Here is a 22,488-nt window from a genome sequence, read left to right as displayed (position 1 = left end):
TTCGTATCCGGTTCCCGCACGTTAACCCAGGCCACCGGCGTACGTACCGGAAAAGGGAACGGGCCCCGCACCTGTAAGAGGTGCGGGGCCCGTGACCGGTTGGGTGAGCCTCAGGCTCAGACCGCAGCCGGGTCCTCCTCGACGAGGAGGTTGCGGGTGCGGTTCGGGTCGACCGGAATGCCGGGGCCCATCGTGGTGCTGATGGCGGCCTTCTTGATGTAGCGACCCTTGGCGGCGGACGGCTTCAGACGGAGGATCTCCTCCAGCGCGGCGCCGTAGTTCTCCACCAGCTTGGTGTCGTCGAAGGACGACTTGCCGATGATGAAGTGCAGGTTCGAGTGCTTGTCGACGCGGAACTCGATCTTGCCGCCCTTGATCTCGGTGACGGCCTTGGCCACGTCGGGGGTGACGGTGCCGGTCTTCGGGTTCGGCATCAGACCACGCGGACCGAGCACGCGGCCGAGGCGGCCGACCTTGCCCATGAGGTCCGGGGTGGCGACGACGGCGTCGAAGTCCAGACGGCCCTTCGACACCTCGTCGATCAGTTCGTCGGAGCCGACGATGTCGGCGCCCGCGGCCTCCGCGGCCGCAGCACGGTCACCGGTCGCGAAGACCAGGACCCGGGCGGTCTTGCCGGTGCCGTGCGGAAGGTTCACGGTGCCACGGACCATCTGGTCGGCCTTGCGCGGGTCGACACCCAGGCGGAAGGCGACCTCGACGGTGCCGTCGAACTTGGTCGTGGAGGTGTCCTTGGCGAGACGGACGGCCTCGAGCGGGGCGTAGAGCTTCTCCCGGTCGACCTTGGCGTCCGCAGCGCGAAGGGACTTGCTGCGCTTGCTCACTACTGCTCCTGTGGATTCTTAGGAGTCGTGGTCCGGGCCGAGCAGGCCCTGCCACTTCTGCTGATGGAGGTTGGGGCTCAGCCCTCGACCGTGACGCCCATGGAACGGGCGGTGCCGGCGATGATCTTCTCGGCGGCGTCCAGGTCGTTGGCGTTGAGGTCGGGCATCTTGGTCGTGGCGATCTCACGGACCTGGTCACGCGTGATCTTCGCGACCTTGGTCTTGTGCGGCTCGCCGGAGCCCTTCTCGATGCCCGCGGCCTTCAGGATCATCTTCGCGGCCGGCGGCGTCTTGGTGATGAAGGTGAAGGAACGGTCCTCGTAGACCGTGATCTCCACCGGGATCACCCAGCCACGCTGCGACTCGGTCGCGGCGTTGTAGGCCTTGCAGAACTCCATGATGTTCACGCCGTGCTGACCCAGCGCGGGGCCGACCGGCGGGGCCGGGTTGGCGGCACCGGCCTGGATCTGGAGCTTGATGAGCCCCGTGACCTTCTTCTTCTTGGGAGGCATAGCTCTCCGGGTCCTTTCGATTCGGGTCCTGCCCGCATACGGGGACCACCCGGATGCAGGCATACCGCACAACGATAACGGGTATAGATGCGCGGCCAAAAACCGCGCAGGTCAGGCAAGCGCCGGAGCGATCGCCTGACCTGCGCGGAAGCGGTGAGTCCGGAAGTTAGTTCTTCTGGATCTGGTCGAAGGAGAGCTCGACCGGCGTCTCGCGACCGAAGATCTCGACGAGGCCCTTGACCTTCTTCGAGTCCGGGTTGATCTCGTTGATCGTCGCCTGCAGCGTGGCGAACGGGCCGTCGGTGACGGTGACCGAGTCGCCGACCTCGAAGTCCAGCACCTGGACCTCGACCTTGCGCTGCGGAGCCGGCTTGCCCTCGGCCTCGGCGGCCTCGCGGGCGGCCTTCTCCTCGGCCTCCGGGGCGAGCATCTTGACGATCTCGTCCAGGGTCAGCGGGTACGGGTCGTAGGCGTTGCCCACGAAGCCGGTGACGCCGGGGGTGTTGCGGACGACGCCCCAGGACTCGTTCGTCAGGTCCATGCGGACGAGGACGTAGCCCGGGAGCTTGTTCTGCTTGATCGTCTTGCGGTCGCCGTTCTTGATCTGGACGACCTCTTCCTGCGGCACCTCGGCCTGGAAGATGTAGTCCTCGACGTTCAGCGAGACGGCGCGCTGCTCCAGGTTGGTCTTCACGCGGTTCTCGTAGCCGGCGTAGGTGTGGATGACGTACCACTCGCCGGGCAGGACCCGCAGTTCCTCGCGGAGCTTCTCGATCGGGTCGCGGTCGTCCTCGGGCTCTTCCTCGACGAGTTCTTCCGCGGCCTCTTCGCCGTCCTCGGTCTCCGCCTCGACGGCGTCGGCAGCCTCGACCTCGGCGGAGGCCTCGGTGTCCTCGTTGTCCGCGCCCTCGACGATGTCGAGCTCGTCCTCGACGGACTCGACCGGCTCGATGGCGTCGTTCACGTTCGGGTCAGACACGGTGGCTGCTTCTTCCTGGATACATGGGGGTGGAACATGCGAAAGGAGCGCCGGGTACCTCGGCGCTCTTCGCGGACTGCTCAGCCGAACACGTACTTGGCGGCGTTGCTGAGCCCATAGTCAATCACGGTGACCAGGCCGATCATGATGACGACGAAGATGATCACCACGGTCGTGTAGGTCGTCAGCTGGTTGCGGGTCGGCCAGACGACCTTGCGCAGTTCCGCGACGATCTGACGGTAGAAGAGGGCAAGGCGCTTCAGCGGGCCCTTCTTGCCGCGCTTACCGCCCTTGCGGGTCTTCTTCGACTCCGGCGCCTCGTCCTGGGCATCAGGCATGTCGATGGAGCCCACGGCGTCCGTCACTCGTCCTCACCTGATTCCGGGTCGTGGCCGTGCCGCGCCCGGTCTGAGCCGCACGGCGGTGCATTGCTGTACGTACATGCGCACACATCCTGGCGAAGGTGTGTGTAGCAGGGCCGGAGGGACTTGAACCCCCAACCGCTGGTTTTGGAGACCAGTGCTCTACCAATTGAGCTACGACCCTTTGTGTGTCCCCCAACGTACCGCATCCATCCGGATGCTTGGTGTGCACCGAACGGGCGCGGCCTGCTGAAGGCCAACGAGGTGTGAGTGTACGTGCTCCGGGGCCGGTCGTCGAACAGAAAGGGCCTCGGGGAGGGCACGTTGGCGGAAGATCGCCTCCGTGAGGAGGGGCGGACTGACGAGAATCCGCTGAAGATCGCGCAGGCCGTGCTGGCGTTCCGCACTGTTGTTCAGGGTTTTGCCCGAGGTTGTTCAGTCTGTGAAACCCCCGTGCCGCGCGCGTTTCCGGTCTGAAACGATGGGGCCCATGAGCGCTGCAACCCCTCCCACCGAGCGCCGGGTCTCCGCCCGAGTCGGCGCGATCTCCGAGTCCGCCACCCTCGCCGTGGACGCCAAGGCCAAGGCCCTCAAGGCCGCCGGGCGGCCGGTGATCGGCTTCGGCGCCGGTGAACCCGACTTCCCGACTCCGGACTACATCGTCCAGGCGGCCATCGAGGCCTGCTCGAACCCGAAGTACCACCGCTACACGCCGGCCGGTGGCCTCCCCGAGCTGAAGGCCGCGATCGCCGCGAAGACCCTGCGTGACTCGGGCTACGAGCCGGACGTCTCGGAGATCCTGGTCACCAACGGTGGCAAGCAGGCCATCTACGAGGCCTTCGCCGCGATCCTCGACCCGGGCGACGAGGTCATCGTGCCCGCGCCGTACTGGACGACGTACCCGGAGTCGATCCGGCTGGCCGGGGGTGTCCCGGTGGAGGTCGTCGCCGACGAGACGACCGGCTACCGGGTGTCCGTCGAGCAGCTGGAGGCTGCGCGCACGGAGAAGACGAAGGTCGTCCTCTTCGTCTCCCCGTCCAACCCGACCGGCGCGGTCTACAGCGAGCAGGAGACCGAGGCCATCGGCCGCTGGGCCGTCGAGCACGGCCTGTGGGTGATGACCGACGAGATCTACGAGCACCTCGTCTACGGCGGCGCCTCCGCCGTGTCGCTGCCGGCGGTGCTGCCCGAGCTGCGCGACAAGTGCGTCGTGGTCAACGGTGTCGCGAAGACGTACGCGATGACCGGCTGGCGTGTCGGGTGGATCATCGGCCCGAAGGACGTCGTCAAGGCCGCGACCAACCTGCAGTCGCACGCGACGTCGAACGTGTCCAACGTCGCCCAGGCCGCCGCGCTGGCCGCCGTCTCCGGCGAGCTGGACGCCGTCGCGAAGATGCGTGAGGCGTTCGACCGGCGCCGCAAGACCATCGTGCGGATGCTGAACGAGATCGACGGCGTGGTGTGCCCGGAGCCGGAGGGCGCGTTCTACGCGTACCCGTCCGTGAAGGCGCTGGTCGGCAAGGAGATCCGGGGACGGCGGCCCAAGGACACGGTCGAGCTGGCCGCGCTGATCCTGGAGGAGTCCGAGGTCGCGGTCGTGCCCGGTGAGGCGTTCGGCACGCCCGGGTACCTGCGGCTGTCGTACGCGCTGGGTGACGAGGACCTGGTCGAGGGCGTGAGCCGGATCCAGAAGCTGCTGGCGGAGGCGCGGGACTGACGTCCGCTGCGCCGGTCCTGGGGCCCGGGGGCACCTGCCGAGTTCGGTGGGTGCCCCCTCTGCTTGCGCCAGTTTGTTTGTGCGAGCAAGACCACGAAAGGGGAAACAGCTACCGGGACGGCTGGGACGTGCGGCAGGATCTTTGGATGGAGCGTGTACGTGATGTCTCTGAGCTGCCGAAAGCCCATCTGCACCTGCACTTCACCGGGTCGATGCGGCCCTCGACCGTGCTGGAACTGGCCGACAAGCACGGGGTGCGGCTGCCCGATGCGCTGACCGAGGCGCTGGTCGGCGGGGAGCCGCCGAGACTGCGGGCCACGGACGAGCGGGGCTGGTTCCGCTTCCAGCGGCTGTACGACGCGGCGCGTTCGTGCCTGCGGGAGCCGGAGGACATCCGGCGGCTGGTGCGGGAGGCCGCGGAGGAGGACGTGCGGGACGGGTCGGGGTGGCTGGAGATCCAGGTCGACCCGACGTCGTACGCGCCGCGGCTTGGCGGGCTGATTCCGGCGCTGGAGATCATCCTGGACGCGGTGGAGACCACGTCGCGGGAGACCGGGCTCGGGATGCGGGTGCTGGTCGCGGCGAACCGGATGAAGCACCCGCTGGACGCGCGGACGCTGGCACGGCTGGCGGTGCGGTACGCGGACCGGGGCGTGGTCGGGTTCGGGCTGTCGAACGACGAGCGGCGAGGGATGGCGCGGGACTTCGACCGGGCGTTCGGGATCGCGCGCGAGGCCGGGTTGCTGTCGGCTCCGCACGGCGGTGAGCTGGCGGGTCCGTCGTCGGTACGGGACTGTCTGGACGACCTCGGGGCGACCCGGGTGGGCCACGGGGTGCGGGCCGCGGAGGACCCGCGGCTGATGAAACGGCTGGCGGACCGGCAGGTGACGTGCGAGGTGTGCCCGGCGTCGAACGTGGCGCTCGGGGTGTACGAGAAGCCGGAGGACGTGCCGCTGCGGACGCTGTTCGAGGCGGGCGTGCCGTTGGCGCTGGGCGCGGACGACCCGTTGCTGTTCGGCTCGCGTCTTGCCGCGCAGTACGAGATCGCGCGGCGGCATCACGGGTTCACGGACGCGGAGCTGGCGGAGGTGGCCCGGCAGTCGGTCCGGGGTTCGGCCGCCCCGGAGGACGTGAAGACGAAGCTGCTGGCGGGCGTGGACGACTGGCTGGCGTCGTAGCGGGCGACGTCACGTGCTTCGGCTGGCGCCGGGTGGTGGGTCGGGGCCGCGCCGGGGGGTGTCCGTCCTCGGAACGGCGCGATGGCCCCTCAGACCGACCGACTGGCGTTGACGCGCCAACCACTGCGGGCGGACACCCCCCGACACGCCAGCTTCTCGCCGTACGCGGCTGCGGGCACGTCGTAGCTGGCGCGGCATGCGCGCAGCTGCGGAGGCCGCCCGTCCCGCGCCCGCCGCGGGTATACGGCCGGGTTGCGTCCCGCTTCGCGCCGCGTGCGCGCGGCTGCGGGGGCCGGCCGATCCGCCCCCGCTGCGGGCATGCGTGCCGCTGGGGGCGGCACGGGTGGGCGCAGCAGCACCCCGCTACGCCGGGCTGCGGACCTCCCGGCCCCGGCACCGACGCAGCAGCACCTCGCGACGCACGGCTGCGGACCCACCCGGCACCAGCACCGGCGCCGGGTGCCTACAGGCTGACTCCGACCGTCACCGGCTCGTTGACCAGGGTGATTCCGAAGGCCTCGTGGACTCCGGCCACGACCTCGCGGGCCAGGGCGAGGAGATCCTCGGTGGTCGCACTCCCCCGGTTCGTGAGCGCCAGCGTGTGCTTCGTGGAGATGCGGGCCGGTCCGTCGCCGTAGCCCTTGGTGAAGCCGGACTTGTCGATCAGCCAGGCCGCGGAGGTCTTGGTGTGGCCCTCACCCGCCGGGTACGCCGGGGGCTCCACCCCGTCGCCGAGCCGCTCACGCACGCGTGCGCGGAACTGCGCGAAGTCCGTGTCCGTGAGGATCGGGTTGGTGAAGAAGGACCCTGCCGACCAGGTGTCGTGGTCCTCCGGATCCAGGACCATGCCCTTGCCCGCGCGCAGCTTGAGCACCGTCTCGCGGGCCCGCGTCAGGGGGACGCGGTCGCCGGGCTCCACTCCGAGGGCTCGGGCCGTCTCGGCGTACCGGAGGGGGGCGGAGAGGCCCTCGGCGTCCTCCAGGGCGAAGCGGACCCGCAGGACAACGTAGCGCTCGGGGTCGGACTTGAAGCGGCTGTGGCGGTAGGAGAAGGCGCAGTCCTCGTTGGCCAGGGTGACCGTCTCGCCGGTGCGGCGGTCGTACGCGACGACCTCGGTGATGGTCGAGGAGACCTCCTGGCCGTACGCCCCGACGTTCTGGATGGGGGTCGCGCCCGCGGAGCCGGGGATGCCGGCCAGGCACTCGATGCCGGCCAGACCCGCCTCGACCGTACGGGCGACCGCGTCGGTCCAGGTCTCGCCGGCCGCGAGCTCCAGGCTCGTGCCGTCGAGGGAGAAGCCCTTCGTGGCGATGACGAGGGCGGTGCCCTCGAAGCCCTTGTCGCCGATGACCAGGTTCGAGCCGCCGCCGATGAGCAGCAGCGGGGTGCCCGCCTCGTCGGCTTCGCGGACGGCGGCCATCACCTCGTCGTCCGTCGTGGCGGTGACCAGCCGGGTCGCGGGGCCGCCCAGCCGGAAGGTCGTCAGCGGGGCGAGGGGGGCGTCGTGGAGTTCCTGCACGGGCTCAAGAGTACGAGACGGCACTGACGGCGCCGGGCACGTGTGGGTGCGGCCCCCTTTCGCGAGGAAAGGGGGCCGCACGCGCGCGTGGTGGCTCTCAGGGCAGACGGCGGAGCGCCTCGGACCAGGAGAGCGGGAGGTCGTCGCTGCTCACCTGCCAGGTGGTGAAGGCCGAGTCCTTCATCTGGGGGGCGAGGCCCCGGGAGGCCGGGCCGTGGGCACCCGCGCGGACGAAGGCGTGCAGCGCGTCCTTGGACTCCCAGGCCGACAGGGTCCAGAAGGTCCGCTTGAAGGGCTTCGCCATCAGGGTCGCTCCGTAGGCGCCGGGGCTCCGGCGGACCTGCCGCCAGACGGCGGGCGTTCCGGCGAGGAATCTCAGGGCTCCCCACAGCGTGCGGGTCTCGAAACGGGAGGCGAAGACGTGCACCTCGGTGTCGCGGGGCGGGGTGTTCGGGACGGTCCAGGGAAGAGTGGGCATGGCCGCTTCTCCTTGTTCGGGTCCTTCGGGGTCAGTGGGCGGCCGTCTCCAGTACCGGTGCCGGTTCGGCCGACTGCGCCTGCCGTTCCGTGTGCCGCCGGGTCGGTATGAGCAGGGCGGCGATGCCCGCGAGGGCGACCACCGCGGAGCCCGTCACCAGGGCCGGCCGCATGCCGTCGACGAAGGTCTGGCCGGTCTCGTAGCCGCCCTGGGCCGCGAAGATCGACCCCATGACGGCGATGCCGAGCGCCCCGCCCACCTCGCGCAGGGCGTTGTTGGCGCCGGAGGCGATGCCCTGCTCCGAGGGCCGCACGCTGGACATGACCAGGTGCGAGGCGGGGGCGAAGAACAGCGCCATGCCGACGCCGCTGACGATCAGGGCGGGCAGCTGGGACACGTAGGAGGCGTCGGCCGTGGCCACCACCGCCATGTAGCCGAGGCCCAGCGCCTGCAGGAAGAGGCCCGCGGCGACGACCGGGCGGCCGCCGATGCGGTCGGCCAGGATGCCGGCGATCGGGGCGACCAGCATCGGCATGCCGGTCCAGGGCAGCATCCTCAGGCCCGCCTCGGTGGGCGAGTAGCCGAGGACGCCCTGCATGTACTGGCTGAGCAGGAAGATCGAGCCGAACATCCCGAGGAACATCAGCAGGCTCGCCGCGTTGATGCCGGAGAAGGCCCGGGAGCGGAACAGCCGCATCGGCAGCATGGGGTTCTTGGCGCGCGTGCTGTAGAGGATGAAGCCGACGAGCAGCGCTCCGCCCGCGAACAGACCGGTCAGGACGAGGGAGGAGGTCCAGCCGTCGGCTGGGCCGCGCACCAGTCCGTAGACGATGCCGAACAGGCCGCCGCTGGCGAGCAGGGTGCCGGGGACGTCGAGCGGCGCTCCGGTGCCGTGGGACTCGGCGAGGCGGAGGCGGGCGAGCGGCAGCAGGGCCAGGCCCAGCGGGACGTTCAGCCAGAAGATCCACTGCCAGGAGATGTGCTCGGTGAGGGTGCCGCCGACGAGCGGTCCGGAGGCGACGGCGAGTCCGTTGACGGCGCCCCAGATGCCGTACGCCATGCCCCGCTTGGCGACGGGCACGGCGGCGGTCAGCAGGGTCAGCGTCAGCGGCATCATCACCGCGGCGCCGGCGCCCTGGACCGCGCGGGCGGCGATGAGGGAGTCGATGCCGGGCGCCATGGCCGCGGCGGCTGAAGCGCCGGTGAAGACGGTGAGGCCCGCGATGAAGAGCCGGCGGCGGCCGAAGCGGTCGCCGAGGGCGGCGCCGAACATCAGCAGGACGGCGAAGGTGAGCGTGTAGGCGCTCACCGTCCATTCCAGGTCGTGCAGCCCTCCGCCGAGGTCCTCCCGGATGGAGGGCAGAGCGGTGGTGACGACGAGGTTGTCGAGGGCCGCCATGAATCCGGCGACGCTGGTGATGACGAGGGCCCAGGCGGCTCCCCCGCGACGTGCGGTCTGCTGTGACATCGCTCCCCCATGGAGTGTGTGCCGTGAACGATTAGTTATTGATTACTAACTTTCGAGGTCATGAAAGGACCTGCCTCCTCGTCCTGATGTCTGCCGTTGATGTCAGCCGTCGGACTCCGACGGACTCAGTCCGGCCCAGACCCTGTGATCGGCCGGGAAGCCCATGGCCACCAGGCAGTTGATGAGCATGCCCTGGGCGAGGAAGGTCGTCGTCTCGTGGGCGTCGGCACCCAGCGGCAGGTGAATGGTGTCCCACAGTCGCATCCAGCCCGCGCGTACGGCTTCGCCGAACTCGCGGTCCCCTTCCTCCTCCGCGGCCGCCACGGCGAGGTACATCTGCATCTGCATCATCAGCCGTTCCGGCTGTTCGGAGATGGTCTCGACGTACGCAGCACCCATGGCGTGGCGGGCATCCTCACCCTCCAGCCCTTCGGCGGCCTCCGCGAACATCCGGATCGTGTCCTCGACGCACCGCTCGGCCGCCGCCAGGAAGATCGCCTTCTTGCCCGGGAAGAGGCGGAAGAGATACGGCTGCGAGACACCGACCCGGCGGGCGATCGCCTCGGTCGAGGTGCCGTGGTAGCCGCCGCGGGCGAACTCGGTCATCGCCGCCCGGATGACGCTCTCACGTCGCTCTTCCGCACTCATCCTTGCCATGCATTCGAAGTTAGTGCTCAATCACTAACCATGTCAAGCGGTCATCCGCCCAGGGGACGCCCAAGGGGCGCTCCCCCTCACGGGAAGCGCCCCTCAGCAGGTAGTTCTCGCGACTCAGGCCAGTCGCACGACCGCCCGGGACATGCCCAGCACCTTCTGCCCGGCGCTGGTCGCGGTCAGGTCCACGCGGACCGTGTTGTCGTCGAGCTTGGCGGCGACCTTGCCTGCGACCTCGATCACGGCGCCCCGGTCGTCGTTCGGGACGACGACCGGCTTGGTGAAGCGGACGCCGTACTCGACGACCGCGCCCGGGTCGCCGGTCCAGTCGGTGACCACACGGATCGCCTCGGCCATGGTGAACATGCCGTGCGCGATGACGTCCGGCAGGCCGACCTCCTTGGCGAACTTCTCGTTCCAGTGGATCGGGTTGAAGTCGCCGGAGGCACCCGCGTAGCGCACGAGGGTCGCGCGGGTCACAGGGAAGGTCTGGGCGGGCAGTTCGGTGCCGACCTCGACGTCGGAGTAGGAGATCTTCGCGGTCATGGGGTCGCTCACGCCTCCTCGGCCGCGCGGGCCACGAGCTTGGTCCAGGCGGTCACGACGTGCTCGCCGGCCTCGTCGTGCACCTCACCGCGGATGTCCACGATGTCGTTGCCCGCGAGGGACTTGACGGCCTCGATGGTCGAGGTGACCGTGAGCCGGTCGCCGGCCCGGACCGGGCGGCGGTAGGCGAACTTCTGGTCCCCGTGCACCACGCGGCTGTAGTCCAGGCCGAGCTGTGGGTCCTGGACGACCTGCCCGGCGGCCTTGAAGGTGATCGCGAAGACGAAGGTCGGCGGGGCGATCACGTCGGGGTGCCCGAGTGCCTTTGCGGCCTCCGCGTCCGTGTACGCCGGGTTGGCGTCCCCGACCGCCTCGGCGAACTCACGGATCTTCTCCCGGCCCACCTCGTAAGGCGCGGTGGGCGGGTACGTCCGCCCCACGAAGGACTGGTCGAGCGCCATGGCTCGGTACCTCCTGGTAGCTCTACTGACCGGTACGGGTCCCTACAACGACGCGAGGCCGCCCCCGATCTCTCGGGAACGGCCTCGCGTACGAGCCTGAATTATCGCGTTTCGCGGTGCGCGGTGTGCGCGTTGCAACGCGGGCAGTGCTTCTTCATCTCAAGACGATCCGGGTTGTTACGCCGGTTCTTCTTGGTGATGTAGTTCCGCTCCTTGCACTCCACGCAGGCCAGCGTGATCTTCGGGCGGACGTCGGTGGCAGCCACGTGAGTGCTCCTAAGACGAACGGATGGACTTGTTCAACGCAAGAAAGAGTAGCCGATCGAAGGACCGACCCCGCAATCGGCTACTGTCAGTAGCGGTGACCGGACTTGAACCGGTGACACAGCGATTATGAGCCGCTTGCTCTACCGACTGAGCTACACCGCTTTGATGTGGTCCGGACCCCGTCTTGCGACGAGAGCCAGTCACACCAGAGCCCCAAAACGGAATCGAACCGTTGACCTTCTCCTTACCATGGAGACGCTCTGCCGACTGAGCTATTGGGGCGAGCGATGAAGACATTACACGCTCCGCCGCCGTTCACCCAAATCCGTTTCGAGGCCCCCGCTCCGGGCGCCCGGACCGTCCTCCCGGCGGCCTCGTGGACCCCTTCCGTTCCGCGAGCGGACCACGCCGGTACGACTTTTACGCTCCTCCCCGCCGCGGGCGGGGGGCCGTCCTAGGCTCGTCTCACTCTGCGTGATCATGCGTCCTCCCGCGCCAGCCCGAGCCCCTGGAGTGCGATGCCCGACAGCCGGCCGCAGCCACCACCGCCCCCGTCGTCCTCGCCGGGTCCGGCCGACCCGTCGTCGCTGCTGCTGTGCGGGGCGCGGCTCACCGACGGCCGGACCGTGGACGTACGGCTGGGCGGCGGGCGTATCGAGGCGGTCGGCACGGCCGGCAGCCTGGGGGCGGGCGGCACGCGCGCGTGCGGGGCACGCGTGGACCTCAGCGGCTATCTGCTGCTGCCGGCTCCCGCCGAGCCGCACGCCCACGCCGACACGGCCCTGTCGGCGGACACCGGGGGGCCGGTCTCGTACGAGCCGCAGGACGTGCAGCGCCGGGCGACGGAGGCCGCACTGCTCCAGCTCGGGCACGGGGCCACGGCGCTGCGGGCCCACGTGCGCGTGGGGGACGTCCAGGGCCTGGGCGCGCTCACGGCCGTGCTGCAGGCGCGGCGCGCGCTGCGCGGGCTGGCGGAGCTGACGACGGTGGCGATGCCCCGGGTGCTGACCGGGGTCGCCGGTGCGGACGGGCTCGCGATGCTGCGGGACGCGGTGAAGATGGGCGCCTCGGTGGTGGGCGGCCGGCCGGACCTCGACCCCGACCCGACCGGGTACGTGGAGGCGGTCCTGGAGATGGCCTCCGAGCACGGCTGCCCCGTCGACCTGCACACGGACGCCGGGGACCCGGCCCGGCTGTCCCGGCTCGCGGCCATGGCGGGCGGTCTGCGCCCCGGGGTGTCCCTCAGCCCCTGCGGCGATCTCGGCCGGCTGCCCTCCGAGGTGGCCTCGCGGACGGCCGACCAACTCGCTGCTGCCGGGGTGGCGGTGGTGTGCCTGCCCCAGGGCGGCTGCGGCGGCGTCGACCGGCGCGGGGCGGCCCCCGTACGGCTGTTGCGCGCGGCCGGGGTGCGGGTGGCCGCCGGGAGCGGGGCGCTGCGGGACGTGTCCAACCCGGTGGGGCGCGGCGACCCGCTGGAGGCGGCCTTCCTGCTGGCCTCGCGCTACGGGCTGGCCCCCGAGGAGGCGTACGACGCGGTGAGCTCCTCGGCGCGGGCGGTGCTGGGGCTGCCCGAAGTGCGGGTGGAGGCGGGTTTCCCGGCCGAGTTGCTAGCGGTGCGCGGAGACCGGCTCGCGGGGGTGCTGTCCTTGGCGTACAGCCGGATCGTCGTGCACCAGGGGCGCGTGGTGGCGCGGACCAGCGCGGTGCGGGAGTACTGCAGTTCGGCGGCCTCGGTGGAGCTGGGGCTGCCGCGGCAGGGGCGGGGGGAGGGGCCGTAGGACTTGCGGCGGCAGGGGCCGTAGAGCTTACGGCGGTAGGGGCGGGTGAGAGGCCGTTGGGCCTGCGGAGGCAGGGGCGGGACGAGGTTCCGTGAGGCCCTGCGGCGGGGTGTGCCGCCGGGCCGGCCGGGCCCGGCCGCTTGGCCCACTCGTGCGTCGGGCGATGTTGCCGAGGCGCACGAAAGCCTGCGGCGGGCGTGGCCCAGCCGAGCGGCGGACGGTGCTGTCCAGGCGCACGAAAGCCTCCGGCGGGCGTAGCCCAGCCGTGCGGCGGACGGTGCTGTCCAGGCGCACGAAAGCCTGCGGCGGGCGTAGCCCAGCCGTGCGGCGGACGGTGCTGTCGAGGCGTACGGTCGAAGGCATGCGCATTGTCATCGCTGGTGGTCATGGTCAGATCGCGTTGCGGCTGGAGCGGCTGCTCGCCGCGCGCGGGGACGAGGTTGCGGGGATCATCCGCAAGGCCGAACAGGCCGACGATCTGCGGGAGGCCGGTGCCGAACCGGTCGTGCTCGACCTGGAGTCGGCGTCCGTGGACGAGGTCGCGGAGCGGCTCAGGGGCGCCGACGCGGCGGTCTTCGCGGCGGGCGCGGGGCCGGGCAGCGGGGTGGCCCGCAAGGACACGGTGGACAAGGCCGCGGCGGTCCTCTTCGCGGACGCGGCGGTGCAGGCGGGCGTACGGCGCTTCGTGATCGTGTCGTCCATGGGCGCCGACCCGCGCCACCAGGGGGACGAGATCTTCGACGTGTATCTGCGCGCCAAGGGCGAGGCGGACGCGTACGTGCGAGGTCTGCACGCCCTGGACTGGACGGTTCTGCGCCCCGGCCAGCTCACCAACGACGCCGGCACCGGTCTCGTCCGCCTGGAGGCGCGTACGGGCCGCGGCCCGATCCCGCGCGACGACGTGGCCGCCGTGCTGGCGGAGCTGGTGGACACCTCCGCGACGGCCGGGCTCACTCTGGAGCTCATCAGCGGGCCGACGCCGGTCTCGGTGGCGGTGAAGTCGGTGGCGGGGAACTGAGGTTCGCGGCCGGCCGCGTGGCCGGGGCCTAGAAGCGGCCGCGTGGCCGGGGCCTAGAACAGGGGCAGTTGGCCAGGGAAGTCCGGGACCGTGTAGCCGTCCAGGGACGGTTGCTCGGGACCCGGGCGGGCCTGGCGGCGGGAGCCCGGACACGAGGTGAGTTCGCCGTGCTCACGGGCGCCGGGCGGGTCGTGGCGCGCGTACCGACCGGCGACGACGGCGATCTCGCGACGGCACTCGGGGCAGACTCTGCGACGTGAGGACATGGGGCCAGTGTGCCGCGATCGTCGCGCGCACATCTGGATCTGATTGCTTAAGTCAATCAATTGGCTTAGCTTGGTCGGGTCGCGCTGTTCCTTGACGCCCCTATGGAGGCCCGGCCATGTCCCATGCCCTTCCCCGACCCGCCGACACCGGGGAGCCCGCGGCACCACGGGCGAACGCCGTCGTCGCGGTCCTGGCCTTCGGCGGGATCGTGGTCTCGCTGGTGCAGACTCTGGTCATCCCGATCGTCCCGGAGCTCCCCCGGCTGCTCAACGCCCCCGCCTCGGACACCGCCTGGGCCGTCACCGCCACCCTGCTCGCCGCCGCCGTCGCCACCCCGATGACGGGCCGGCTCGGCGACATGTACGGCAAACGGCGGATGCTGCTGATCAGCCTCGTGATGCTGGTGGCCGGCTCGGTCACCGCAGCGCTCAGCGACTCGCTCGCCCCGATGATCGCGGGCCGGGCGCTGCAGGGCCTCGCCTCCGGCGTGATCCCGCTCGGCATCAGCATCATGCGGGACGAACTGCCCGCCGAACGGCTCGGCTCGGCGACCGCGCTGATGAGCGCCTCACTCGGCGTGGGCAGCGCCCTCGGACTGCCCGCCGCCGCGCTCATCGCGGACAACTTCGACTGGCACGCCCTGTTCTGGGCCTCCGCCGGGCTGGGCGTCGTCGCCCTCGTGCTGGTGCCGGCCATCGTGCCGGAGTCGAAGGTGCGTACCGGCGGGCGCTTCGACCTGGTCGGCGGCATCGGCATGGCGGCGGGTCTGGTGTCACTGCTGCTGGCCATCTCCAAGGGCGGCGACTGGGGTTGGAGCGGCGGCACCACCCTCGGCCTGTTCGCGGCGGCCGTCGTCGTGCTGCTGGTGTGGGGATGGTGGGAGCTGCGGGTCAGGGAGCCGCTGGTCGACCTGCGGACCACCGCCCGCCGTCAGGTGCTCGTCACCAACCTCGCCTCCATCGCCGTCGGGTTCGCGATGTTCGCGATGTCCCTGGTCATTCCGCAGCTCCTGCAGTTGCCCGAGGCGACCGGTTACGGTCTCGGCAAGTCGCTGCTCGTCGCCGGGCTGACGATGGCTCCGTCCGGACTGGTCATGATGGCCACGGCTCCGGTGTCCGCCGCCCTGTCCAAGGCCAAGGGCCCGAAGATCACCCTGATGGTCGGCGCCCTCATCGTGGCAGCCGGGTACGGGCTGAACATCGTGCTGATGTCGGAGCTCTGGCACTTCGTGCTCGTCACCTGCGTCATCGGCGCCGGCATCGGCTTCACCTACGGCTCGATGCCCGCGCTCATCATGGGCGCCGTCCCGGCCTCGGAAACGGGCGCGGCGAACAGCCTCAACACACTGATGCGGTCCATCGGTACATCGACCGCCAGCGCTGTGGCCGGGGTGATCCTGGCCCAGATGACGACCGACTTCGGGCGGACGCCCCTGCCGTCCCAAGACGGGTTCAAGGTCGTCCTGGCCATCGGGGCCGGGGCCGCGCTGCTCGCCTTCGCGGTCGCCTCGTTCATCCCGCGGCAGCGGGGGACGGAAGCTGCCGAGGCGCCGGCGGCGGACGCGCCGGTGCCGGACGCGCCAGAGCCGGAGATGATGGAGGCGCCGGTGCCGGAGGTGACGGACGCGCCAGAGTCGGAGGTGATGGACGTGCCGGTGCCGGAGGTGACGGACGCGCCGGTGTCGGAAGTGACGGCGGGTGCCTCGGCCGGCGAGCCGGTTGTCGGAACACCGTCCGACGGAGCGCCTGCCGAGGCGACAGTGACCACTGCCCAACGTGCCGGGATCCCTGTGCGGGGCCGCGTGCTGGGGGCCGACCGGGGCGCCGCCGGCGGGGCCGCCGTGACGTTGATCTCTCTGGGCGGCAAGCAGCTCGGGCGGTCGGTCTCGCGGAGCGACGGGTCGTACGGCGTGGACGCTCCGGGCGCCGGATCGTATGTCCTTATCGCCGCGTCGGAGGGCCACCAGCCGCAGGCCTCCACGATCGTCGTCACCGGTGAACCGCGGGCGTACGACGTGCTGCTGAGCGGCACCAGCGGCCTCGACGGCGTGGTGCGCTCCGCGGACGGCGGGACTCCGGTCGCCGACGCCGTGGTCATCATGACGGACGTTCGGGGGGAGGTGCTGGCCACCGAGCGGACGGACGTGCTGGGCGAGTTCACGGTCACCGGCCTGGTGCCGGGGCCGGTGACCCTCGCGGCCAGCTCCCCCAAGCACCGGCCGCTGGCCCAGGTCGTCGAGATCAGCGGAGCCGGGACCACCCGGGTCGAGCTCGAACTGCGGCCCGGCGCGCAGGTGCGGGGCACGGTGTGCGGAGGGGACGCGCCGCTGAGCGACGCGCGGGTGACGCTGGTGGACGCGGCGGGCAACGTGGTCGCCACGACGCGAACCGGCGTCGACGGGGCGTACGCCTTCTCCGACCTGGACGCCGGCGCGTACACGGTCATCGCGACCGGCTACCCGCCCCGGGCGGCACAGTTGACGGTCCCGGGCGCGGGCGCGGATGACCACGACATCGAGCTCAGCCATGCCGGGGATGGGGACGAGGTCCGGTAATCAGGTCATCAGGTGGGGCGTCCGCCACCGCGCCCCCACACCGGCCAGACCACGGGCCTCAGTCGGCTGCCGTTCTGAACCATCTCGGCAGCCGGCTGAGTCCGCTGAAACCGGCAGACCGACAGACCGGCGTCAGCGCACCTCGACGTAGTCGGCCGCGCTGGTGGCCACGCCCGTCGTGGAGTTGCCGTAGTAGACCCAGCGGTAGTAACCGTCGACCGAGGCGGTGACCGTGGTCTTCAGCCCTCCGGTGCTGCTGGTGGTGACCTTCTTGACCGTCTTGTAGGTGTCGGTGCCCTTGGCGCGGAACTGGAGGCTGACCGTGCGGCCGCTGTAGGCGTCGTACCTCTTCGTGCTCCAGTTCGCCCGGGTCAGCTTGCCCGTGACGGTGATCGGCTTGCCCACGGCGACCGGCTCCGGCGTGGCGTTGGTGGTGACCTTGGCCGCGCGCTTGAGCTGGGAGGTCGCGGACCGCGTCTCCAGTTCCCCGGTCTTGAGGCCGCCGTCGGCCTTCCACAGACGCAGCGAGACGCCGACCTTCCAGGTCGTGGCGTCGCTGTTGGAGTCGACGTGCTCCTGGCTCGGGTGCGGGTCGATGTAGAGGTCGCCCTCGCAGCGAGCGTGCTTGGAGTCGGTCTCGTAGCAGGTGTAACTGCCCGGCTGGATGAAGTTCTCTCCCGTGTCGGCCGCCGTCTTGATGGCGCCGCGGTAGAGGAAGGGGTACGCGTCGTAGCGGGAGGGGTCGGAGGTGCTGTACCCGGAAGGCAGCGCGATGTTGAAACTGATGGGCGGCTCCACCGTCTTCGTTGTACCGACGACGATCGGCTTGCCCTTGTTGATGACGATGTCCGACACGGTGATACCGGTGTCCGCCGCCTGAGCCACCGGCGCGTTCAGCACCGAGAGCCCCAGCGCCCCCACGAGCGTGGCCACCGCGACGGTTCGTCTGCCTGTTTTCATTCACACCTCTTCAGGAGAGTGCCGTTACAAGGGCGGCAGCGTATCTGACGAGTTCATGCCCCCCGACGAGTTCCCGGCAGGAGTTGTGACCCCCGCATCTGCGGGCTGCCGTGGGCGTGCTTGCGCACGTGGGTTCGTGGATTGAGCCAGTACGTGCCACCCCACGGCCGCGAGGAAGAGTGATCATGCTCACCCCCCGAGGGAGAGACAGGGGGACAGCCGGGGGGACGGCCGAGGGACACGCACGTGAAAAACGAAAAACCCCCTCTCACTTGCGTCTCCGCAGATGAGAGGGGGTCTTCCCCAGTGTGGCGGCGCCAGGATTCGAACCTGGGAAGGCTGAGCCGGCAGATTTACAGTCTGCTCCCTTTGGCCGCTCGGGCACACCGCCGGGGTTGCTGCCTGGCGAGCCGCTCTTCCGCGGCGCTCCGTGGCAACGACGTAAACAATACCTGATGTGGAGGGGTGCTCCGCCACCCGATTGATCGGCGCCCGGAGGGCCGGGGGTGGCTAGGCTTGTCCGGATGCGGCCCGGGACCTGAACGGGCCCTGCGACCGCCCGCATACGCCGGTACGCACGATACGCACCCCGATACAAGGAGCCACAGGACATGGCCGACTCCAGTTTCGACATCGTCTCGAAGGTCGAGCGGCAGGAGGTCGACAACGCACTCAACCAGGCCGCCAAGGAGATCTCGCAGCGCTACGACTTCAAGGGCGTGGGTGCCTCGATCTCGTGGTCCGGTGAGCAGATCCTCATGGAGGCGAACTCCGAGGACCGGGTAAAGGCCATCCTCGACGTCTTCCAGTCCAAGCTGATCAAGCGGGGCATCTCGCTGAAGGCTCTGGACGCGGGCGAGCCCCAGCTCTCCGGCAAGGAGTACAAGATCTTCTCTTCGATCAAGGAGGGGATCTCCCAGGAGAACGCCAAGAAGGTGGCGAAGACCATCCGCGACGAGGGCCCCAAGGGCGTGAAGGCGCAGGTTCAGGGCGAGGAGCTGCGCGTCAGCTCCAAGAGCCGTGACGACCTGCAGGCCGTCATCACCCTGCTCAAGGGCAAGGACTTCGACTTCGCTCTGCAGTTCGTGAACTACCGGTAGGTCCGGTCGTCCTCGGGCTCCCGCCCGCACGGGTACGAGGAGGGGTGGGTACCACCGGTGCCCACCCCTCCTCGCCCGTCTACGGCCATCGCTTCGCCCGCTGCATCGTCGGCACGTCTGCCGACTGCCATCGGCCGCCCGCCGCCCGCCGCCCGCCGCGATCGTCTCGGCTGCCGGGTATCGGGTGTCGGGTGGCGGCCTGCCATCGGTGGGCGCGGTCAGTCGCGCGAGTTGCCGAACAGCAGACGGTAGGCGATCAGCAGGACGAGCGATCCGCCGATCGCCGCTGCCCAGGTCGCACCGTCGTAGAAGCCCTTGGTGATCGGGTGGTCCATCCAGCGGGCCGATATCCAGCCGCCGATGAACGCTCCCGCGATGCCGATCAGGGTCGTGCCGATGAGGCCCCCCGGGTCACGCCCCGGCAGCAGGAACTTCGCGATGGCTCCGGCCAACAGTCCCAGGATGATCCAGCTGATGATGGTCATGCCGTGAACCTGCCCTTTCACGCTGTGCCCGCACTGTCCCGGCCCTGTGATCTTGCTCCCGGCAGGCCGAGCCCGTGCGTCGTACGTCGGGCGTTCCGCGCGTGGCCTCCTCACCGCGCACGTTCACGCCGTGTCAATGGGGAGGACGTGCTGGCCGCACCCGCTGGTTGCAGTGATCAGTAGGGTGCGACACATGACAGCCTCCGCACCCGGACTGCGCCGCACCCTCGGCGTGAGTGACGCCGTCGTCATCGGGCTCGGCTCGATGGTGGGGGCAGGGATCTTCGCCGCCCTCGCGCCGGCCGCGCACGCGGCCGGCACCGGGCTGCTCATCGGGCTCGCCGTCGCCGCTGTGGTCGCGTACTGCAACGCCATGTCGTCGGCTCGCCTCGCCGCCCTGTATCCGGCCTCAGGCGGCACGTACGTCTACGGCCGGGAGCGGCTCGGGGAGTTCTGGGGATATCTCGCGGGCTGGTCGTTCGTGGTCGGGAAGACGGCCTCCTGTGCGGCGATGGCGCTCACGGTGGGCACGTACGTCTGGCCGGGGCAGGCGCACGCGGTGGCGGTCGGGGCCGTGGTGGCGCTGACCGCGGTGAACTACGGCGGTGTCCAGAAGTCCGCGTGGTTGACGCGGGTGATCGTGGCGCTGGTCCTGGGTGTCCTCGCTTCCGTGGTGGTCGTGTGTCTGGTCTCCGGTGAGGCCGATGCCGGGCGGCTGGACATCGGGGCCTCGGGCGGTGCGGACGGCGTGCTGCAGGCGGCCGGTCTGCTGTTCTTCGCCTTCGCCGGGTACGCCCGGATCGCCACCCTCGGCGAGGAGGTGCGGGATCCGGCGCGCACCATTCCGCGCGCGATCCCGCTGGCGCTGGGCATCGCGCTGGTGGTGTACGCGTGTGTGGCTGTGGCCGTCCTTTCGGTGCTCGGGCCGGGCGGTCTCGGGGACTCGACGGCGCCGCTGACCGACGCGGTTCGGGCGGCGGGAGCGCCCTGGCTCGTGCCGGTCGTACGGATCGGTGCGGCGGTGGCCGCGATGGGCTCACTGCTGGCGCTGATCCTGGGAGTGTCACGGACGACGCTGGCCATGGCCCGGGACCGGCATCTGCCGGGGGTGCTGGCCGCCGTGCATCCGCGGTTCCAGGTGCCGCACCGGGCGGAGCTGGCCGTGGGCGGGGTGGTCGCGGTTCTGGCCGCCACGGTGGACGTCCGGGGCGCGATCGGGTTCTCCTCCTTCGGTGTGCTGGCGTACTACGCCGTGGCCAACGCATCGGCCTGGACGCTGTCTTCGGCCCCGGCGGCGCGGGTGGTGCCGGTGGTGGGGCTGGCCGGGTGTGTGGTGCTGGCGTTCTCGCTGCCCGGGGTGTCGGTGGTCGTCGGCGCGGGGGTGCTGCTGGTGGGGGCGGTTGCGTACGCGGTGCGGCGGCGGGTGGCGGGCGGGACGGCGAGGAAGTAGGGCCGGGCCTACTGTTCACCGCCGATCACGCCCTCAACACCGTCCAAGTCCTCTGCGCCTGCAACGCCGTCCAACCCCATTGGGTCCACCACGCAGTTCGTCAAGGCCCCGGCCTGCGGGGACCTCTCGGCTCGGCTCTGTCAGTGGCTCTCGGCTCAGATCTGTCCGGGCCTCTCGGCTCAGGTATTTCGCCGCTTCTCACGGGCGCGGCGGGCTCGGGGCGCGACGGTCCGGCCCTCAAGTGGCAGTTGTAGGGCTCGGACATCACTCGGGTCGGCAACTGCTCGATCGCGGTCATGGGTTCATGATGCAGACCGCCGCTGACAGCCGGACGGGCCTGTGGACAACCACGGGCCTGTGGACATCGAGGGAGGAGAGGCTCCCTTGCGTCAGCGCACCGCGAACGGCTCGTTCGTCCGCACGATGTCACGGCCGAGCGGGAGCAACGAGACGGGGATGAGCTTGAAGTTGGCGATGCCCAGCGGGATGCCGATGATCGTCACGCAGAGGGCGATGCCGGTGGCGATGTGGCCGAGGGTGAGCCACCAGCCCGCGAGGACGAGCCAGAGTACGTTGCCCACGCAGGAGGGTGCGCCGGCGTCGTGGCGCTCGACCGTCGTGTACCCGAAGGGCCACAGGGCGTAGACGCCGATGCGGAAGGCCGCGATGCCGAACGGGATGCCGATGATGGTGATGCAGAGGAGCAGGCCCGCGAGCATGTAGGCGAGGAACAGCCAGAAGCCGCTCAGCACGAGCCATATGACGTTGAGTACGGTCCTCATTGGTTCCCACCTGCCATCTTCTCGAGCCGGGCGATGCGTTCCGCCATCGGCGGGTGTGTGGAGAACATCTTCGAGAGGCCCTGGCCGGGCCGGAACGGGTTCGCGATCATCATGTGGCTGGCTGTCTCGATGCGCGGCTCGGGCGGCAGCGGGAGCTGTTTCGTGCCGAGTTCGAGCTTGCGCAGGGCGCTGGCCAGGGCGAGCGGGTCGCCCGTGAGCTGGGCGCCGGAGGCGTCCGCCTGGTACTCCCGGGAGCGGCTGATGGCCAGTTGGATGAGCGCGGCGGCGAGCGGGCCCAGAATCATGATCAGCAACATGCCGAGCAGCCCGGGGCCGTCATCGTCGTCCGAGCGCCCGATGGGGATCAGCCAGGCGAAGTTGACCAGGAACATGATGACGGAGGCGAGGGCGCCCGCGACCGACGAGATGAGAATGTCGCGGTTGTAGACGTGGCTCAGTTCGTGTCCGATGACGCCGCGCAGCTCGCGTTCGTCCAGCAGGCGGAGGATGCCGTCGGTGCAGCACACGGCGGCGTTGCGTGGGTTGCGGCCCGTGGCGAAGGCGTTGGGGGCCTCCGTCGGGGAGATGTACAGGCGGGGCATGGGCTGGCGGGCTTGGGTGGAGAGCTCGCGCACCATGCGGTAGAGCGCCGGTGCCTCGAATTCGCTCACCGGGCGGGCACGCATCGCGCGCAGTGCCAGTTTGTCGCTGTTCCAGTACGCGTACGCGTTGGTGGCCAGCGCTACCAGGACGGCGATGACGAGCCCCATGCGGCCGAAGAAGCTGCCGATGACGATGATGAGTGCGGACAGTCCACCCAGGAGGATCGCTGTCCTGAGCCCGTTGTGCCGGCGGTGCACGGTGCGCCCTCCAAGTGGTGCGGCAGGGGGACCCTTGCTTGCTGAATCAGCGGTGCCACTGGTGCCGCGTCCTCACGTCCAGTGGACCTTCCCGTACTGGTCAACGCGAGGCGGGAGGCTCAAGTTCCCTGGTGCGTGCGGCGGCGGGTGTGGGCCGTCCGGGTGACGGCAACGGGCCGCGGCACGCACGCGTGGGAGCGAGTGCCCCACGCGCACGCGGTGTAAGCGGCCGGCTTTCCGGAAAGCCGGGT

At 70.4% G+C, this 22,488-nt stretch carries 23 protein-coding genes and 4 tRNA genes; 7 read left to right on the top strand and 20 right to left on the bottom strand.

The window, feature by feature from the left end; genetic code table 11:
• Nucleotides 1-116: 116 nt before the first annotated feature.
• The 5 genes from rplA to RFN52_RS24180 all read right to left on the bottom strand — a co-directional run bounded on the left by rplA (nt 117) and on the right by RFN52_RS24180 (nt 2,879).
• Nucleotides 117-842 carry a 50S ribosomal protein L1 gene (gene rplA / locus RFN52_RS24200; protein WP_033308987.1) on the bottom strand — a complete coding sequence of 242 codons (726 nt, stop codon included), beginning with the start codon at nt 840-842 and terminating at the stop codon, nt 117-119.
• Nucleotides 843-919: 77 nt separating this feature from the next.
• On the bottom strand, nt 920-1,354 hold the full coding sequence (rplK, locus tag RFN52_RS24195; RefSeq protein ID WP_003992325.1) for a 50S ribosomal protein L11: 435 nt from the start codon (nt 1,352-1,354) through the stop codon (nt 920-922).
• 166 nt (nt 1,355-1,520) lie between these two features.
• Complete coding sequence (nusG, locus tag RFN52_RS24190) at nt 1,521-2,333, bottom strand: transcription termination/antitermination protein NusG (RefSeq protein ID WP_184848972.1); 813 nt, start codon at nt 2,331-2,333, stop codon at nt 1,521-1,523.
• A gap of 80 nt (nt 2,334-2,413) precedes the next feature.
• Nucleotides 2,414-2,698 (bottom strand): preprotein translocase subunit SecE, encoded by a 285-nt coding sequence (gene secE / locus RFN52_RS24185; protein WP_030839741.1) that lies wholly within the window; start codon nt 2,696-2,698, stop codon nt 2,414-2,416.
• Nucleotides 2,699-2,806: 108 nt separating this feature from the next.
• Nucleotides 2,807-2,879: transfer RNA gene (locus RFN52_RS24180), tRNA-Trp, on the bottom strand.
• A 306-nt stretch (nt 2,880-3,185) separates the two neighbouring features.
• On the opposite strand from RFN52_RS24180, the gene RFN52_RS24175 reads away from it, so the two are divergent.
• Nucleotides 3,186-4,412: a pyridoxal phosphate-dependent aminotransferase gene (locus tag RFN52_RS24175; RefSeq protein ID WP_184848970.1), complete on the top strand. Its 1,227-nt coding sequence runs from the start codon at nt 3,186-3,188 to the stop codon at nt 4,410-4,412.
• A gap of 146 nt (nt 4,413-4,558) precedes the next feature.
• Nucleotides 4,559-5,590, top strand: coding sequence for an adenosine deaminase (locus RFN52_RS24170; protein ID WP_184848968.1), 1,032 nt, complete (start codon nt 4,559-4,561; stop codon nt 5,588-5,590).
• Nucleotides 5,591-6,053: 463 nt separating this feature from the next.
• Here the strand turns inward: RFN52_RS24170 and RFN52_RS24165 are convergent, their stop codons facing one another.
• From RFN52_RS24165 to RFN52_RS24125, 9 genes are all read right to left on the bottom strand, one after another.
• A complete protein-coding gene (locus tag RFN52_RS24165; protein ID WP_184848966.1) occupies nt 6,054-7,109 on the bottom strand; it encodes a UDP-N-acetylmuramate dehydrogenase in 1,056 nt (351 codons plus the stop codon).
• Nucleotides 7,110-7,206: 97 nt separating this feature from the next.
• Nucleotides 7,207-7,587 (bottom strand): DUF3291 domain-containing protein, encoded by a 381-nt coding sequence (locus RFN52_RS24160; protein WP_184848964.1) that lies wholly within the window; start codon nt 7,585-7,587, stop codon nt 7,207-7,209.
• Between the two features lie 31 nt (nt 7,588-7,618).
• A complete protein-coding gene (locus RFN52_RS24155; RefSeq protein WP_184848962.1) occupies nt 7,619-9,055 on the bottom strand; it encodes an MFS transporter in 1,437 nt (478 codons plus the stop codon).
• 102 nt (nt 9,056-9,157) lie between these two features.
• Nucleotides 9,158-9,712, bottom strand: coding sequence for a TetR/AcrR family transcriptional regulator (locus tag RFN52_RS24150; protein WP_184848960.1), 555 nt, complete (start codon nt 9,710-9,712; stop codon nt 9,158-9,160).
• Between the two features lie 114 nt (nt 9,713-9,826).
• Entirely contained in the window at nt 9,827-10,255 is a 429-nt protein-coding gene (locus RFN52_RS24145) for a MaoC family dehydratase (protein WP_184854014.1), read from the bottom strand.
• 8 nt (nt 10,256-10,263) lie between these two features.
• The gene (locus tag RFN52_RS24140) at nt 10,264-10,716 is read right to left on the bottom strand and encodes a MaoC family dehydratase N-terminal domain-containing protein (protein ID WP_184848958.1); all 453 of its coding nucleotides are present in this window, start codon (nt 10,714-10,716) and stop codon (nt 10,264-10,266) included.
• Nucleotides 10,717-10,817: 101 nt separating this feature from the next.
• The gene (rpmG, locus tag RFN52_RS24135; protein WP_003948671.1) at nt 10,818-10,982 is read right to left on the bottom strand and encodes a 50S ribosomal protein L33; all 165 of its coding nucleotides are present in this window, start codon (nt 10,980-10,982) and stop codon (nt 10,818-10,820) included.
• Nucleotides 10,983-11,072: 90 nt separating this feature from the next.
• Nucleotides 11,073-11,145 (bottom strand) — tRNA-Met (locus RFN52_RS24130).
• Between the two features lie 47 nt (nt 11,146-11,192).
• Nucleotides 11,193-11,265: transfer RNA gene (locus RFN52_RS24125), tRNA-Thr, on the bottom strand.
• A 236-nt stretch (nt 11,266-11,501) separates the two neighbouring features.
• Between RFN52_RS24125 and RFN52_RS24120 the strand changes: the two genes are divergently transcribed.
• Both RFN52_RS24120 and RFN52_RS24115 read left to right on the top strand, forming a co-directional pair.
• Nucleotides 11,502-12,761, top strand: coding sequence for an amidohydrolase family protein (locus RFN52_RS24120; RefSeq protein WP_184848956.1), 1,260 nt, complete (start codon nt 11,502-11,504; stop codon nt 12,759-12,761).
• A 361-nt stretch (nt 12,762-13,122) separates the two neighbouring features.
• Nucleotides 13,123-13,779 carry an NAD(P)H-binding protein gene (locus tag RFN52_RS24115; RefSeq protein WP_184848954.1) on the top strand — a complete coding sequence of 219 codons (657 nt, stop codon included), beginning with the start codon at nt 13,123-13,125 and terminating at the stop codon, nt 13,777-13,779.
• A gap of 53 nt (nt 13,780-13,832) precedes the next feature.
• Here the strand turns inward: RFN52_RS24115 and RFN52_RS24110 are convergent, their stop codons facing one another.
• Nucleotides 13,833-14,045 (bottom strand): hypothetical protein, encoded by a 213-nt coding sequence (locus RFN52_RS24110; protein ID WP_030839769.1) that lies wholly within the window; start codon nt 14,043-14,045, stop codon nt 13,833-13,835.
• 116 nt (nt 14,046-14,161) lie between these two features.
• Between RFN52_RS24110 and RFN52_RS24105 the strand changes: the two genes are divergently transcribed.
• Nucleotides 14,162-16,600, top strand: a complete 2,439-nt coding sequence (locus tag RFN52_RS24105; protein ID WP_184848952.1) for an MFS transporter — start codon at nt 14,162-14,164, stop codon at nt 16,598-16,600.
• A 132-nt stretch (nt 16,601-16,732) separates the two neighbouring features.
• Here the strand turns inward: RFN52_RS24105 and RFN52_RS24100 are convergent, their stop codons facing one another.
• Nucleotides 16,733-17,560: a hypothetical protein gene (locus RFN52_RS24100; protein WP_184848950.1), complete on the bottom strand. Its 828-nt coding sequence runs from the start codon at nt 17,558-17,560 to the stop codon at nt 16,733-16,735.
• A 309-nt stretch (nt 17,561-17,869) separates the two neighbouring features.
• Nucleotides 17,870-17,951 (bottom strand) — tRNA-Tyr (locus tag RFN52_RS24095).
• A 220-nt stretch (nt 17,952-18,171) separates the two neighbouring features.
• Here RFN52_RS24095 and RFN52_RS24090 point away from each other — a divergent pair.
• Nucleotides 18,172-18,660, top strand: coding sequence for a YajQ family cyclic di-GMP-binding protein (locus tag RFN52_RS24090; RefSeq protein ID WP_184848948.1), 489 nt, complete (start codon nt 18,172-18,174; stop codon nt 18,658-18,660).
• Nucleotides 18,661-18,878: 218 nt separating this feature from the next.
• On the opposite strand, the gene RFN52_RS24085 is transcribed toward RFN52_RS24090, so the two are convergent.
• Nucleotides 18,879-19,145: a GlsB/YeaQ/YmgE family stress response membrane protein gene (locus RFN52_RS24085; RefSeq protein WP_030839776.1), complete on the bottom strand. Its 267-nt coding sequence runs from the start codon at nt 19,143-19,145 to the stop codon at nt 18,879-18,881.
• A 193-nt stretch (nt 19,146-19,338) separates the two neighbouring features.
• On the opposite strand from RFN52_RS24085, the gene RFN52_RS24080 reads away from it, so the two are divergent.
• Entirely contained in the window at nt 19,339-20,595 is a 1,257-nt protein-coding gene (locus RFN52_RS24080) for an APC family permease (RefSeq protein ID WP_184848946.1), read from the top strand.
• Between the two features lie 389 nt (nt 20,596-20,984).
• On the opposite strand, the gene RFN52_RS24075 is transcribed toward RFN52_RS24080, so the two are convergent.
• On the bottom strand, nt 20,985-21,377 hold the full coding sequence (locus RFN52_RS24075; RefSeq protein WP_033309006.1) for a YccF domain-containing protein: 393 nt from the start codon (nt 21,375-21,377) through the stop codon (nt 20,985-20,987).
• The gene (gene htpX, locus RFN52_RS24070; RefSeq protein ID WP_184848943.1) at nt 21,374-22,237 is read right to left on the bottom strand and encodes a zinc metalloprotease HtpX; all 864 of its coding nucleotides are present in this window, start codon (nt 22,235-22,237) and stop codon (nt 21,374-21,376) included. Before htpX ends, RFN52_RS24075 begins: the two co-directional genes overlap by 4 nt.
• Between the last annotated feature and the right edge of the window lie 251 nt (nt 22,238-22,488).

This window comes from Streptomyces collinus, assembly GCF_031348265.1.
Classification (GTDB): Bacteria; Actinomycetota; Actinomycetes; order Streptomycetales; family Streptomycetaceae; genus Streptomyces; species Streptomyces collinus.
The sequence above is the reverse complement of the archived record's forward strand: the minus strand, read 5'-3'. Positions and strand labels throughout refer to the sequence as shown.

Coding starts and splice junctions, on each gene's coding strand:
- rplK (WP_003992325.1), bottom strand. CDS start 1,354: ATGCCTCCCAAGAAGAAGAAGGTCACGGGGCTCATCAAGCTCCAGATC.
- RFN52_RS24175 (WP_184848970.1), top strand. CDS start 3,186: ATGAGCGCTGCAACCCCTCCCACCGAGCGCCGGGTCTCCGCCCGAGTC.
- RFN52_RS24170 (WP_184848968.1), top strand. CDS start 4,559: ATGGAGCGTGTACGTGATGTCTCTGAGCTGCCGAAAGCCCATCTGCAC.
- RFN52_RS24160 (WP_184848964.1), bottom strand. CDS start 7,587: ATGCCCACTCTTCCCTGGACCGTCCCGAACACCCCGCCCCGCGACACC.
- RFN52_RS24155 (WP_184848962.1), bottom strand. CDS start 9,055: ATGTCACAGCAGACCGCACGTCGCGGGGGAGCCGCCTGGGCCCTCGTC.
- RFN52_RS24150 (WP_184848960.1), bottom strand. CDS start 9,712: ATGGCAAGGATGAGTGCGGAAGAGCGACGTGAGAGCGTCATCCGGGCG.
- RFN52_RS24145 (WP_184854014.1), bottom strand. CDS start 10,255: ATGACCGCGAAGATCTCCTACTCCGACGTCGAGGTCGGCACCGAACTG.
- RFN52_RS24140 (WP_184848958.1), bottom strand. CDS start 10,716: ATGGCGCTCGACCAGTCCTTCGTGGGGCGGACGTACCCGCCCACCGCG.
- RFN52_RS24120 (WP_184848956.1), top strand. CDS start 11,502: ATGCCCGACAGCCGGCCGCAGCCACCACCGCCCCCGTCGTCCTCGCCG.
- RFN52_RS24115 (WP_184848954.1), top strand. CDS start 13,123: ATGCGCATTGTCATCGCTGGTGGTCATGGTCAGATCGCGTTGCGGCTG.
- RFN52_RS24110 (WP_030839769.1), bottom strand. CDS start 14,045: ATGTCCTCACGTCGCAGAGTCTGCCCCGAGTGCCGTCGCGAGATCGCC.
- RFN52_RS24105 (WP_184848952.1), top strand. CDS start 14,162: ATGTCCCATGCCCTTCCCCGACCCGCCGACACCGGGGAGCCCGCGGCA.
- RFN52_RS24100 (WP_184848950.1), bottom strand. CDS start 17,560: ATGAAAACAGGCAGACGAACCGTCGCGGTGGCCACGCTCGTGGGGGCG.
- RFN52_RS24090 (WP_184848948.1), top strand. CDS start 18,172: ATGGCCGACTCCAGTTTCGACATCGTCTCGAAGGTCGAGCGGCAGGAG.
- RFN52_RS24085 (WP_030839776.1), bottom strand. CDS start 19,145: ATGACCATCATCAGCTGGATCATCCTGGGACTGTTGGCCGGAGCCATC.
- RFN52_RS24080 (WP_184848946.1), top strand. CDS start 19,339: ATGACAGCCTCCGCACCCGGACTGCGCCGCACCCTCGGCGTGAGTGAC.
- RFN52_RS24075 (WP_033309006.1), bottom strand. CDS start 21,377: ATGAGGACCGTACTCAACGTCATATGGCTCGTGCTGAGCGGCTTCTGG.